The sequence below is a fragment of the Aquabacterium sp. TM01 genome (genome assembly GCF_057808345.1).
In genome coordinates, this window is record NZ_AP046529.1 from 146,105 (window position 1) to 158,420 (window position 12,316).

The following is a 12,316-nucleotide window of genomic DNA, read 5'->3' on the forward strand; positions in this document are numbered from 1 at the left end:
GAACCATAGAACCATTCCTTCCTTCTGCTGTGCAGCACCGATGGCGACACTGAACACGCCCCCCAACGCAACGGCACGGGGTTCCTGTTGTTTCGTCATGAAAGGTCCGCCATGAGCATCACCGCCATCAACGTCCGCAACCAGTTCCGCGGCAAAGTCAAAGAGATCATCGAAGGCCCCGTGGTCTCCGAGATCGATGTCGAAACCCCCTCCGGCCTGATCGTCACCTCGGTCATCACCACCCGCTCGGTCAAGGACCTGGGCCTGGTGATCGGCAAGGAGGTCATCGCCCTGGTCAAGTCCACCGAGGTGTCCATCGCCGCCCTATGATGAGGGCATGCAATGGGTTGACTGCACCGACGCGCGACACGGCGAGGCCATCCTCGCCATCTTCAACGAGGCCATCGTGCATTCGACGGCCCTGTATGACTACGAGCCGCGCACCCGCGCCCAGATGACGAGCTGGTTCGAGGCCAAGCGCGCCGGGGGCTTTCCGGTCATCGGGGTGGAGTCGGATGCGGGCGAGCTGATGGGCTTTGCCTCTTACGGCACCTTCCGCACCTGGCCGGCCTACAAGTACACGGTCGAGCATTCCGTGTATGTGCACCAGGCGCATCGTGGCAAGGGGCTGGGGCCGCAGCTCATGCAGGCCTTGATTCGTGCTGCGCAAGACCAGGGCAAGCACGTGCTGGTGGGGGTGATCGACGCCAGCAATGCCGTGAGCATCCGCCTGCACCAGGCTCTAGGCTTCACCCATGCCGGCACCGTTCGCCAGGCCGGCTTCAAGTTCGGCCGCTGGCTGGACATCGACCTGTATCAGTTGATCCTGGCCACGCCGACCGATCCTCAGGACGGCTGAGGAGGCCCGGCGCCGACCGCTCGCCGCCATTGACCTGATCGTCATATCGATATGCGAACTGAGGGCTTGGGCTGAGCGGGCATCGATGACATAGTGAAAGATCGCAGGCATTGCGACCTGCATGTTTCATGGTCATGGATTCGATGCTTCGCCTGCCTTCCCGCCTCCTGAATGCCTTGCCACTGTGGCTGATCACCTCGATGCTGAGCGGGGGCGGTGCCTTCGCGCAATCCGCGCCACCACCGTCCTCCTTCCAGACCGATCAGGTCGAAGTGCGCCTCGTGCCGGCCACCGCGCAGGTGCGCCCGGGCGAGCGCCTCACCGTCGGCCTACACCAGCGCATCGCGCCGCAGTGGCACACCTACTGGCGCAATCCGGGGGACTCGGGTCTGGCCACGCGGCTGGACTGGCAACTGCCTACAGGTGCGCAGGCCGGCCCGATCCAGTGGCCGATCCCGCAGCATTTTGAAATCGGCCCGGTCACCAATTACGGCTATGCCGATGCGGTGACCCTGCTCGCCGAGGTGAGTTTGCCCAGCACGCTGCCGGTGGGCGGTGAGGTGCCCATTCAGGTCGAGGCGCATTGGCTGGTGTGCCATGAGGTCTGCATCCCGCAGAAGGCCACGCTGGGCCTGAGCTTGCCCGTGGTGGCCGCCGACACGCCGGCCTCGCCCATCGACCCGCTCATCACGCAGGCGCGCGCCCAGCTGCCGCAGTCCCCCACCTGGTCGGCCACGGTGGCCCGCTCAGGCAACGGTCTGACGCTGACCCTGCCGGCGCAGGCCGTGTCAGCGCAGGCACGGGCGACGCCAGGTTTGCGCTTCTTCCCTTCGGAAGGTGGCCCGGTGTCTCACGCCGGCGCGCAGACCGTGACCCGGCAAGGCGAGGCCTGGGTGCTGCAGTTGCCCGCAGGCGACGCTCCGCTGACCGAGGGCCAGGTGCTCGACGGCGTGCTGGTGGTGGACCCAGGCGAAGGCGATGGCCCACAGGCTCACAGGGTGGGCTACACGGTACAAGGCACGGTACAAGCCCCAGGCACGGCCGCCGCGTTCGGCAAGCCGGTGGCGGCATCGGTCAACGCCTCGGCAGACGCACCGAGCACCCACCCTCTGGGACTGGCCCCGGCCTTGCTCCTGGCCCTGCTCGGCGGCCTGGTGCTCAACCTGATGCCCTGCGTGTTCCCGGTGTTGTCGATCAAGGCGCTGGCCTTGTTGCAGCACAGCGCGCAGTCGCCGGCCAAGGCCCGTCTGCATGGGCTGGCCTACACGGGCGGGGTGCTGGCCAGCTTTGCCTTGCTCGCCGCCGTGTTGATCATCCTGAAAGCCGGCGGCGACCAGGTGGGCTGGGGCTTTCAGTTCCACTCGCCGGTGTTCGTGCTGGCCGTCGCCTACCTGATGTTTGCCGTGGGCCTGAGCCTGTCGGGCGTGTTCACCCTCGGTCAGTCGGTGACCGGACTGGGCCAATCGCTGGCCGATCGCTCGGGCTATGCCGGCAGCTTCTTTGCCGGGGTGCTGGCCACCATCGTCGCCACACCCTGCACGGCGCCGTTCATGGGAGGCGCGATCGGCTTTGCGCTGACGCAACCGGCAGCGGTGCTGCTCGCGGTGTTCCTCAGCCTGGGCCTGGGCCTGGCCCTGCCCTACCTGCTGCTGAGCACCTGGCCGGCACTGCAGCGCTGGATGCCCCGACCGGGCGTCTGGATGGAGCGGCTCAAGCAGGTGCTGGCCTTCCCGATGTACGCGACCACGGCCTGGTTGATCTGGGTGCTGGCGCAGCAGGCGGGCGTCGATGCGGTCGCCATTGCCCTGGCAGGCCTGATCGCCCTCGCCTTCGCGGCCTGGGCGTATGACAGCTCACGGCTGGCCGGGCCGATTGCCCAGCGAGGCGGGGCTGCTCTGGCGCTCATCGCGCTCAGCGGTGCCCTGGCCGCCAGCCATGTCGGACTGACCGCCATCGAGCCATCCGCCCCCGGTGCCACGGCTTCGCTGCGTACGGGCGAGTCGGTCGACAGCCAGCCTTACAACGCGGCAGCCTTCGAGGCCCGGCGCGCCGAGGGCAAGCCGGTCTTCCTCAACTTCACAGCCGCGTGGTGCATCACCTGCCTGGTCAATGAACGGGTGGCCTTGAGCCAGAGCTCGGTGCAATCGGCCTTCCAGGCCCAGGGTGTCACCTACCTCAAGGGGGACTGGACGCGCCAGGATCCGGCCATCACCGCCGTGCTGCAGCGCTTCGGGCGCAGCGGCGTGCCTTTGTACGTGTACTACCCACCGGGCTCAGACAGCGAGCCCGTGGTGCTGCCGCAGATCCTGACACCCGGCCTGGTGCGGTCGTCGATCGGCGACGCAGACCGGGTGGCCAAGGCCCTGTAGGCTCTTTAGGCCCTTGCGTCGGGGGCCATCCCCCTCTTGTCACCGCATATGCAAAGACGAATTGATTGCTTCCTTTGTGTGGTGAGGCGTGAAAGACTCCTCTGAAGGATCACCGCCCGTGATCACCTGATGACTGATAAAGGAGTCCCACATGGGGTCATCACTTCCCTTGCTGTGCAACCCGGTGCGGGTCTTGATCATTCCTGGCTTGAACAACAGCGGGCCCGATCATTGGCAGACCTGGTTGGGCACGCAGTACCGAGACTCGCGGCGCGTACAACAGGCCGACTGGGCGCACCCGGAGGTGGCCGCGTGGTCCGAACAGATTGAGCGCACCGTGCAGAAGGCCAGGCCCGGCACCATCTGGGTGGCCGTCGCACACAGCTTTGGCTGCCTGGCCTTGGCGCACCACCTGGACAAGGTGTCCGCCCGCGAACAAGAGGGCAGCGGCGCCAGCGCACGCATCCACGCGGCCTTGCTGGTGGCCCCGGCGGACCCCGTGAAATTCAACGTCGTGCATCGCCTGCCCCAAACCGGGCTGGGCATTCCGTCGTTGATGATCGGCAGCGAAAACGATCCCTGGATGCCGCTGGAGCGGGCGCATTCATGGGCCAGGATCTGGGGCAGCAAGTTCCTCAATCTGGGGCAGGCGGGCCACATCAATGCCGAGTCGGGCCATGGTGCCTGGCCCTTGGCCCGTTTCAAGGTCGATGAGCTGATCCGCGATCAGTACCGTCAACGACGCCTGTCGCAACTGAGCCCACTGGACCTGCACTACGCCGTGTGACGGCCGGGCTGAGGGGTGCGGCCGCCCGGCCGCACCCACCGATCAAGTGACCGGATCGACCAGGCCCGACCAGCGCTGGCGGCGCAGCCACCAGCCGGCCAACAGACCCAGCCCCGCGAACAGCAGGAACACCCAGCCTGACGCGGCCGCCGCCATGATGCCCGACAGCAGCGTGCCCACCGTGCAACCCAGGGCCAGCATGCTGCCCAGGCCCATCAGCACGCCGCCGAGCAGCGCACGCACCGACTCGCGCACGCTGGGCCAGCGCGGACGGAAGTCCCCGGCCAGCACAGCCGCCGCCAGCGAGCCCAGCACGATGCCCACCACCAGCGAGCCGTTGTTCGACCACAGCGTCTCCTTGACGGTGGTCACGCAGCCGCGAAAGGTATCGAGCCCTTCCAGCCGGCTGGGCAGCCACTGCTGTTGGTCGGCCAGGGTGCGGGCAATGCTGCCCAACTCCGACGTGACGCCCAGCGGCGACACGCGCAGGAAGGCGATCACGCCCAGACTGCCGATCAGGATGCCGCCGGTGTGCGGCGCCCAGCGACGGCGCCACCAGGGCGTGTCCAGCGCGGCCGGGGCGGGCGCACGGTGACGCCACCACAGCAGCGCCGCCAGCAGACCCAGGCCCAGCAGTTGCACGGCGATCGAGCCCTCATAACCCAGGTGATGGGGCAGCCACACCACCGGCGCCTCCTGGATGTGGTCCAGGTAGAGCGTGTTCCACACGCGCAGACCGAGGATGAAGCCCACCACCGTGCCGAGCAGGGCCAAAGGTGCGGTCACCACCCCTTCACCCAGCCGGTAGAGCTGCGCACTGATGCACGAGCCGGCCAGCGCCATGCCCAGCCCAAAGGTGAACGACGCCCCGACCAGCACGATGCTGACCGGCCCGATGTGCGCGCCCGGTGGCAAGCGACCGGGTGCAGGCTCGGGCAGGAAGGCGCCGAACACCGCGTGGTAGCCCAGCGTGCCCACCACCAGCGCGGCCACGATGCCCAGCAGGCCACGCGCGTCACGCTGCTCGATGAAGTCGCGGCTCACGCAGTAAAAGCAAAAGCGTGAGCGTTGCAGCAGCACGCCAAAGCTCAGGCCAAAGACCAGCGAGAGCGCCAGCGCCGCCCCACCGGGCAAACTGCCCAGGTGCTTGTGGAGAAAAAAAGCCGTGCTGAGCACGGCCACGGAGGTCAGGACAGCGGCCCATCCGGGCCGCCCCTGCACGGCTTGAAACTGCGCCATGCTCAACTCACTTTCAGGTCAGCGACCGCCCCAGACCGTGCCGGCCGGGTTGGCAATCGGCACGCCCACGGTGTTGCCGTACTCGGTCCACGAACCGTCGTAGTTGCGCACCTCATAGCCCAGCAGCTTCTTCAGCGCGAACCAGGTGTGGCTGGAGCGCTCGCCAATGCGGCAGTAGGTGATGATGGGCTTCTTGCCATCAATGCCCACGCCCGCATACAGCTTGCGCAGCTCTTCCACCGACTTGAAGGTGCCATCGGCGGCCACCGCCTGGCCCCAAGGCACGTTCACCGCACCGGGCACGTGGCCAGCACGCACGGCCAGCTCCTGCACGCCAACGGGGGCGAACACCTTGCCGCTGTACTCATCGGCCGAGCGGATGTCCACCAGCGCGGTGTTGGTCTTCTTGTCTGCAGCGGCGACCACGTCGGTCAGGCGCGCACGCAGCGCCGGGTTGGCGGCACTCACCTTGATGTTGCCCGCGGTGGGCGTGGCAGCCAGCGGCGACAGCGCGCGGCCTTCGGCTTTCCACTTCTTGCGGCCACCGTCGAGCAGCTTCACGTTCTTGAGGCTGTAGACGTCCAGCACCCAGGCGCCCCAGGCGGCAAACCAGTTGTTGTTGTCACCGTAGAGGATCACCGTGCTGTCCTGGTTCACGCCGGCCGCGCGCAGCTTCTTTTCCAGGTTGGCCTGGTTGACGATGTCACGGCGCACCGGGTCGACCAGGTCGGTGTGCCACTCGAAGTTGACGGCGCCGGGGATGTGGCCGCGCTCGTACACGCCGGGCACCACGCTGACTTCGATCACCTTGACCTTGGGGTCGTTCAGGTTCTTCTCCAGCCAGTCGGTGCTGACCAGGAAGGGCGAGTTGGCCAGGGCCGGCAGGGACAGCAGCCAGGCACCGGCTGCCAGGATCTTGTGGAAAGGCTTCATCGTCTTGACCTCATACATCGGGAGGGTGGAAAGGATCAGGTGTGTGAACACCCTGAACGCAGTCTCATCGGACGTGATGGTTTTGCGAACTGATGCTTTGGCATGTGCTCATGCACAAAATGCAGCAGGCTGTTGAGATCGCAGCAACGCGCATAAGCCGAACAGGCGCCATGACAAACGCCCTGCCGCGCAGAGGGCTGCGCGTGCAGGGCGTTCCAAGCCGTGCAGACACGGCCAGTGGTTCATCGATCAGAAGCCGCCGCCAAAGCCCCCTTCATCGTGATGCGGTGCGGCAGGCACCTTGGGCTCAGGCACTTCGGCCACGATGGCCTCGGTCGTCAGAATCAGGCTGGCCACCGAGGCGGCGTTCTGCAGCGCCGTGCGCGTCACCTTGGCCGGGTCCAGCACGCCTTGCTCGACCAGGTCACCATAGCTGTCGTTGGCCGCATTGAAGCCAAAGTTGCCCGTGCCTTCCAGCACGCGGTTCACCACCACAGACGGCTCGCCACCAGCGTTGGCCACGATCTGGCGCAGCGGCTCTTCAATCGCGCGCAGCACCAGCTTGATGCCAGCGTCCTGATCGGCGTTATCGCCCTTCAAGGTGCCCACGGCCTTCTTGGCACGCAGCAGCGCCACGCCACCGCCCGGCACCACGCCTTCTTCCACGGCTGCACGGGTCGCGTGCAGCGCGTCTTCCACGCGGGCCTTCTTCTCCTTCAGCTCCACCTCGGTCGCGGCGCCCACCTTGATCACCGCCACGCCACCGGCCAGCTTGGCCACGCGCTCTTGCAGCTTCTCGCGGTCGTAGTCGCTGGTGGCCTCAGAAATCTGCACGCGGATCTGCTTGACGCGCGCCTCGATCTGCACGGCCTCGCCCGCACCGTCGATCAAGATGGTGTTCTCCTTGCCCACTTCCACGCGCTTGGCCTGGCCCAGGTCCTCCAGCGTCACCTTGTCCAGCGACAGGCCCACTTCCTCGGCGATCACCTTGGCGCCGGTCAGCACGGCGATGTCTTCCAGGATGGCCTTGCGGCGGTCGCCAAAGCCCGGCGCCTTCACGGCCACCACCTTGAGGATGCCGCGGATGGCGTTGACCACCAGGGTGGCCAGCGCTTCACCTTCGATGTCTTCGGCAATGATCAGCAGCGGCCGACCGGCCTTGGCCACGGCTTCCAGCGCCGGGATCAGCTCGCGGATGTGGCTGACCTTCTTGTTGATCAGCAGCACCAGCGGCTCGTCCAACTCGACGGCCTGCTTGTCGGGGTTGTTGATGAAATAGGGCGACAGGTAGCCACGGTCGAACTGCAGGCCTTCGACCACGTCCAGCTCGTTGTGCAGGCTCTTGCCGTCTTCCACGGTGATCACGCCTTCCTTGCCCACCTTGTCGATGGCATCGGCAATGATCTGGCCGATGTCCCAGTCGGAGTTGGCCGAGATGGCGCCCACCTGGGCGATTTCCTTGGAGGTCGTGGTGGGCTTGGCGATCTGCTGGATCTCGGCGACCAGGGCGGTCACGGCCTTGTCGATGCCGCGCTTGAGGTCGGTCGGGTTCAGGCCGGCGGCCACGTACTTGAAGCCTTCGCGCACGATGGCCTGGGCCAGCACGGTGGCGGTGGTGGTGCCGTCACCGGCGTTGTCGGACGTGCGCGAGGCCACTTCCTTGACCAGCTGCGCGCCGATGTTCTCGTAGCGGTCCTTCAGCTCGATTTCCTTGGCGACCGAGACACCGTCCTTGGTCACGGTGGGCGAGCCGAAGCTGCGCTCGAGCACCACGTTGCGGCCCTTGGGGCCGAGCGTCACTTTGACGGCGTTGGCGAGGACATCGACCCCGCGCACGATCTTGGCACGGGCGTCATCCCCGAATACGACATGTTTGGCTGCCATGTGGGCGTTCTCCAGTTACTTCAATGAGGGGGATCAGGCAGTGAGGATCGCGAGGACGTCTTCCTCGCGGATGACGAGCAGCTCCTCGCCATCGAGCTTGACGGTCTGGCCGGTGTACTTGCCAAACAGCACGGTCTCACCGGGCTGGACGATCAGCGGCACGAGCTGGCCCTGATCGGTACGGCGACCGGGGCCGATGGCCACGACCACGCCTTGCTCGGGCTTCTCGCCGGCCGAGTCGGGGATGACGATGCCGCTGGCGGTCTTGAGTTCAGGTTCTTTGCGTTGGACGATCAGGCGATCGTGCAGGGGACGGAGAGGCATGGCCGAGAGATTCCTGTGTGACTGACAAACGGGGCGAGCGAAAGACCGGCATGCCGCGCGGCGACCGATGCGGTGCGGCTTTCGCTGCCATGACGCAACGATAGGAGCGCGTCAGGCACAGAGGAACTGATGTTTGCGCATGAGGGTGGGTGGCAAACACATATGACAGGTGGATGCCGCGACATTGCATAGTTCCGTCAAGAGCGCTCAACCTTCCACAGGCAGGGGGGGCAAATCAGGCCTATCGGACCAATTAGCTGGCACCTTTAGGACAAGGCCCAAGCACGATTGCGCGCCGTACCGCTCTTGAACATGTTGTCATTTATGTACATCCAGATTCTCCAGTTGAACGCTAAAATTCAGATCCACAGATACGTTCATTAGTCTTGGTTTTATTAATAGCTGAAGACAGGCTAGTCGGATAAAAAAATATCAGGAGGAAGCATGGCAGTACGGGTTGAGATCACAAACCTGAAGTCAATCAAGCATCTCAGTTTCAGTGTTCCCAAAAGGGGGGCATTTGTCGTAACTGGAGCTAACGGGTGTGGCAAGACATCGCTATTGACTGTGTTGCATCGGATGGGGGCGCCAAATGCTTTCCAACTTGGACTTCCAGGAGGAAAAGCATCGACAGGGATTGACGGCCTGACAGATGCAACGATCACCTACCATATTAATAACAAGAATGTTGCCTATCGATACAATCAGATCCGATGGTCGGCCACGCCAAGATCTAACTCACAACTAGTGCGAGATGCATTCACAGAGGTGCTTTTTTTAAAGGCTGATTCATCGCGAGTAGAGCCAACTCAAGATGAATTAAAAGGTTTGAGGAAACAGCCTGCAGACGTTCAACTCAGAGATTTCCTCAACGCCGTTTTTGATACCGACAAGTTCGACAGTCTGCACAGGATAAATCTACGCGGGCGAGGCTTGGTTGCGCATTTGATTGATAGAACGAAACCGGGCGACAAGCGAAAGACTTGGTATTCTGAGAAAGCTTTCAGTCTTGGTGAGCTTTGTGTTATGCGACTTGGTCAAAAGTTGTTAGCAATGAAGAACGGCGGCCTTTACATTGTTGATGAGTTTGAAATGGCCTTGCATCCCGCGGCTCAAATCCGCCTTTTCAAGGAAATTGAAAAATTGGCAGAGGATGCGCCATGCACCGTTCTTGTGTCAACACACTCTTCGAGTTTAATTAAAAGTGTGGGCCGCAAGCACATTATCTATCTCGAAAATGACGGTGGCGAGGTAAACATCCACCAAAATGTTTATCCCACATATGCTTTGCAGCATCTGGCATTGGATGAAGAGAACTCTCCTGATAAGTTGATTTTTGTCGAAGATATCTCTGCTAAGCAGTGTGTTGATGAAATGTGGAAGCAACACCTCAGCGCCAATCAAGCGAATGGAAACAAAAGCGTACCTACAACTCAAACTGCTGTAATCGGAGGCTACAAGGAGGTTCTTCGGTTTCTTGAGCGAAGCAAGTCTTTCGTCCCGGCGCTCACGAAGAGAATGGCAGCGCTTGATGCCGACTCTCAGGATGAGTGCTTGCCGCCAGTGACTGCCGCGGGGCAAGAACCGCCGGCGCTAACGGTCCCTCAACAACTCTACAAAGCTCAAAGGGCTCAAGTCGAGTTTTTGCCTTGGACACCTGAAGTAGGGCTATGCGATCTCTTGGCATCGAATGTCACACTCCATCGGAGTGGCATTCAGGCATTTACAGGCGCTGCCAATTTGCAGATCTCTATGGTGCTCGCCAAGTCTCATTTATTGCTAACGGGCAAAGCACAGAGAGACGAATGCAAGAAGACAGTCCACGGTATTGCCAAGCAGATCTCAGAAAAAATGGCGTGGTCACATGAGAGAGCACATGAATCCTTGATGGGATATTTGGTTCATGAGTGGATGAGGGCTGATCAGAATACGGCACGCGCGCTGTGTGGACGACTATTCAACTAAAGGCCAACGCCCCAGTATTTTTTGCCTACTCCGTCTTCTTGCTAAATATTTAGCGTCGGCCCTACCTCGCGGGTTGGTACAGACATTTATTGGAGGGATGTCGGCAACTGCTCATGGCCGAGTGCCCAATGATTGCAGGCGACGGTAGAGGCGCAACACCTGCTTGCTCAGGGGTGAGACGCTTCTGCGCCTTGCTCCTGTGCTGCAAGCCATTGGGCCTTGCGGATATTGGCCTCAATCGACGCACGCAATTCATCACCCCGCGGCACCAGGCTCAACAGCTGACCCCAAGTCGCAATCGCGCCTTGGTAGTCCCTCTTCTCAAACGACGCACTGCCTGCCAAAGCCAGCGCCTGCACATGCCGCGGGTTCAAGCTCAGCGCCTGCTGGATCACGGTCTCTGGCGCGCCCACCAGCGTGCGCCCCTGGCTCATGCCCAGCGTCACCGCATAGTCGGTCAACAGGTCGGCATCGGGTGGCTGCAGGGCCAGCAGGCGCTGGTAGGCCTGCACGGCCTCGTCAAAGCGGCCCAGCGTTTCATACGAGCGCGCCAGCATGCGCCATCCGGCAGCGTCATCGGGCTGGGTCTGCAGTCGCGTGGCCAGGCGGTTCACCATGCCTTCGATCTGGACTTGGGTGGGAGCAGTTGTCCCGCCGGGGGCGGGGGCCTCGGGCGCCGCTGGGGCTTCCGCCTCGCTGGACGCTGGCTCTTCCCACTGCGCCACCGGGATGGGGCCGTTCAGCGCCTGGGGCGTGCCCACCCACACATAGACGCCAGCGGTGAAGGCGGCCAAGGCCACCGTCAAGCCCGCAGCCCAGGCACGCCCAGTAACCGGCCGCAGATCGGCCGCACGGGCGCGCCACAGCGGCCAGGTCACGCACGCACCGGCGGTCAGCACCAGGGCGCCACTCACCACAGCAAACCCACTCATGCCTGCTCCTTGGGGGTGGGTTCATCGGGCCACACCGAGTCCAGTGTCGAGTCGGGCGCATCCGGGCGGTTCGCGTCCAGGCGCCGGCGTGCGCGGATGTGCTGCACCAGCAGCCCCAGTCCGATCAGCAGCAGCAGAGCCGGGCCCGCCCACAGCAGCGCCGTCGCGGTGCTCACCGGGGGGCGGTACAGCACGAAGTCGCCATAGCGCGCCACCATGAAGTCGCGCACCTCGTCTTCGCTGCGGCCCTGGGCCAGCTGGGTGCGCACCTCGTTTTTCAGTTGCACGGCCAGTTCGGCGTGCGAGTCGGCAATCGTCTGGTTCTGGCACACCAGGCAGCGCAGCTCGGAGGCCAGCTGGTTGACTCGCAGCTCCAGCGCCGCGTTGCCGCTGTCTTGCGGACTGACCACGGGTTGGGCGTGCGCGCAGGTGGCGGCCAGCACCCACAGGCCGGCCGTGAGCCCTTGCCTGGCCCAGCGCAGAAGGTCAGCCACGTTGCAGCTCCTTGAGCAGGGGCAGCAAGGTCTGCTGCACCCACTCGGGGGTGACGGGCCCGGCGTGCTTGTGGCGGATCACGCCCTGCTTGTCGATGACGAAGGTCTCGGGCACGCCGATGATGCCCAGGTCCATGCCGGCGCGGCCATCCTCGTCGAACACGGTGAGCTGATAGGGGTTGCCGTGCTTTTGCAGCCATTGCTTGCCGGGCTCACGCTGGTCCTGGTAGTTGAAGCCGACGAGGGGGACGACGCCCTTGCGCGCCAGGTCCAGCAGCACCGGGTGCTCCTTGCGGCACGACACGCACCACGAGGCCCAGGCATTGAGCAACCAGACCTGGCCCTTGAAGCGCGCCGGGGTGATGTGGGTTTGCGGGGCGTCCAGCTGCGTGAGGTTGAAGGCAGGCACGGGCTTGCCGACCAGGGGCGAGGGCAGGGCTTGCGGGTCCACGCGTTTGAGGCCCAGGGCCAGGGTCGAAGCCAGGCCCAGGAACAGGGCCAAGGGGAGCAGAAAGCGTTTCATGGTCATC

At 63.9% G+C, this 12,316-nt stretch carries 12 protein-coding genes; 5 read left to right on the forward strand and 7 right to left on the reverse strand.

Going from position 1 to position 12,316, the window contains the following annotated elements; genetic code table 11:
* Nucleotides 1-111: 111 nt before the first annotated feature.
* The 4 genes from AC3WW4_RS00845 to AC3WW4_RS00860 all read left to right on the forward strand — a co-directional run bounded on the left by AC3WW4_RS00845 (nt 112) and on the right by AC3WW4_RS00860 (nt 4,015).
* On the forward strand, nt 112-330 hold the full coding sequence (locus AC3WW4_RS00845) for a TOBE domain-containing protein (RefSeq protein ID WP_488826447.1): 219 nt from the start codon (nt 112-114) through the stop codon (nt 328-330).
* Between the two features lie 7 nt (nt 331-337).
* Nucleotides 338-859, forward strand: a complete 522-nt coding sequence (locus tag AC3WW4_RS00850; RefSeq protein ID WP_488826448.1) for a GNAT family N-acetyltransferase — start codon at nt 338-340, stop codon at nt 857-859.
* 134 nt (nt 860-993) lie between these two features.
* The gene (locus tag AC3WW4_RS00855) at nt 994-3,228 is read left to right on the forward strand and encodes a protein-disulfide reductase DsbD family protein (protein ID WP_488826449.1); all 2,235 of its coding nucleotides are present in this window, start codon (nt 994-996) and stop codon (nt 3,226-3,228) included.
* Between the two features lie 151 nt (nt 3,229-3,379).
* On the forward strand, nt 3,380-4,015 hold the full coding sequence (locus tag AC3WW4_RS00860) for an RBBP9/YdeN family alpha/beta hydrolase (protein WP_488826450.1): 636 nt from the start codon (nt 3,380-3,382) through the stop codon (nt 4,013-4,015).
* A 42-nt stretch (nt 4,016-4,057) separates the two neighbouring features.
* Here AC3WW4_RS00860 and AC3WW4_RS00865 read toward each other — a convergent pair whose 3' ends face one another.
* From AC3WW4_RS00865 to AC3WW4_RS00880, 4 genes are all read right to left on the reverse strand, one after another.
* Nucleotides 4,058-5,254: a YeeE/YedE family protein gene (locus AC3WW4_RS00865; protein ID WP_488826451.1), complete on the reverse strand. Its 1,197-nt coding sequence runs from the start codon at nt 5,252-5,254 to the stop codon at nt 4,058-4,060.
* Nucleotides 5,255-5,272: 18 nt separating this feature from the next.
* Entirely contained in the window at nt 5,273-6,187 is a 915-nt protein-coding gene (locus tag AC3WW4_RS00870; RefSeq protein WP_488826452.1) for a sulfurtransferase, read from the reverse strand.
* A gap of 249 nt (nt 6,188-6,436) precedes the next feature.
* The gene (gene groL / locus AC3WW4_RS00875) at nt 6,437-8,071 is read right to left on the reverse strand and encodes a chaperonin GroEL (RefSeq protein ID WP_488826453.1); all 1,635 of its coding nucleotides are present in this window, start codon (nt 8,069-8,071) and stop codon (nt 6,437-6,439) included.
* A 33-nt stretch (nt 8,072-8,104) separates the two neighbouring features.
* The gene (locus AC3WW4_RS00880) at nt 8,105-8,395 is read right to left on the reverse strand and encodes a co-chaperone GroES (RefSeq protein ID WP_488826454.1); all 291 of its coding nucleotides are present in this window, start codon (nt 8,393-8,395) and stop codon (nt 8,105-8,107) included.
* A 444-nt stretch (nt 8,396-8,839) separates the two neighbouring features.
* Between AC3WW4_RS00880 and AC3WW4_RS00885 the strand changes: the two genes are divergently transcribed.
* Nucleotides 8,840-10,360 (forward strand): ATP-dependent nuclease, encoded by a 1,521-nt coding sequence (locus tag AC3WW4_RS00885; RefSeq protein ID WP_488826455.1) that lies wholly within the window; start codon nt 8,840-8,842, stop codon nt 10,358-10,360.
* A 167-nt stretch (nt 10,361-10,527) separates the two neighbouring features.
* Here AC3WW4_RS00885 and AC3WW4_RS00890 read toward each other — a convergent pair whose 3' ends face one another.
* Genes AC3WW4_RS00890 through AC3WW4_RS00900 form a run of 3 tightly spaced genes read right to left on the reverse strand, consistent with a single transcriptional unit; the run spans nt 10,528 to nt 12,309 of the window.
* Complete coding sequence (locus AC3WW4_RS00890; RefSeq protein ID WP_488826456.1) at nt 10,528-11,292, reverse strand: tetratricopeptide repeat protein; 765 nt, start codon at nt 11,290-11,292, stop codon at nt 10,528-10,530.
* A complete protein-coding gene (locus AC3WW4_RS00895) occupies nt 11,289-11,786 on the reverse strand; it encodes a cytochrome c-type biogenesis protein (RefSeq protein ID WP_488826457.1) in 498 nt (165 codons plus the stop codon). The genes AC3WW4_RS00890 and AC3WW4_RS00895 overlap by 4 nt, the downstream gene beginning before the upstream one ends.
* On the reverse strand, nt 11,779-12,309 hold the full coding sequence (locus AC3WW4_RS00900; protein WP_488826458.1) for a DsbE family thiol:disulfide interchange protein: 531 nt from the start codon (nt 12,307-12,309) through the stop codon (nt 11,779-11,781). The genes AC3WW4_RS00895 and AC3WW4_RS00900 overlap by 8 nt, the downstream gene beginning before the upstream one ends.
* Nucleotides 12,310-12,316 lie beyond the last annotated feature (7 nt).

Bases quoted from the DNA above. Each gene is read 5' to 3' on its own strand.
- AC3WW4_RS00845 (WP_488826447.1), top strand. From the start codon at position 112: ATGAGCATCACCGCCATCAACGTCCGCAACCAGTTCCGCGGCAAAGTC.
- AC3WW4_RS00850 (WP_488826448.1), top strand. From the start codon at position 338: ATGCAATGGGTTGACTGCACCGACGCGCGACACGGCGAGGCCATCCTC.
- AC3WW4_RS00855 (WP_488826449.1), top strand. From the start codon at position 994: ATGGATTCGATGCTTCGCCTGCCTTCCCGCCTCCTGAATGCCTTGCCA.
- AC3WW4_RS00860 (WP_488826450.1), top strand. From the start codon at position 3,380: ATGGGGTCATCACTTCCCTTGCTGTGCAACCCGGTGCGGGTCTTGATC.
- AC3WW4_RS00865 (WP_488826451.1), bottom strand. From the start codon at position 5,254: ATGGCGCAGTTTCAAGCCGTGCAGGGGCGGCCCGGATGGGCCGCTGTC.
- AC3WW4_RS00870 (WP_488826452.1), bottom strand. From the start codon at position 6,187: ATGAAGCCTTTCCACAAGATCCTGGCAGCCGGTGCCTGGCTGCTGTCC.
- groL (WP_488826453.1), bottom strand. From the start codon at position 8,071: ATGGCAGCCAAACATGTCGTATTCGGGGATGACGCCCGTGCCAAGATC.
- AC3WW4_RS00880 (WP_488826454.1), bottom strand. From the start codon at position 8,395: ATGCCTCTCCGTCCCCTGCACGATCGCCTGATCGTCCAACGCAAAGAA.
- AC3WW4_RS00885 (WP_488826455.1), top strand. From the start codon at position 8,840: ATGGCAGTACGGGTTGAGATCACAAACCTGAAGTCAATCAAGCATCTC.
- AC3WW4_RS00890 (WP_488826456.1), bottom strand. From the start codon at position 11,292: ATGAGTGGGTTTGCTGTGGTGAGTGGCGCCCTGGTGCTGACCGCCGGT.
- AC3WW4_RS00900 (WP_488826458.1), bottom strand. From the start codon at position 12,309: ATGAAACGCTTTCTGCTCCCCTTGGCCCTGTTCCTGGGCCTGGCTTCG.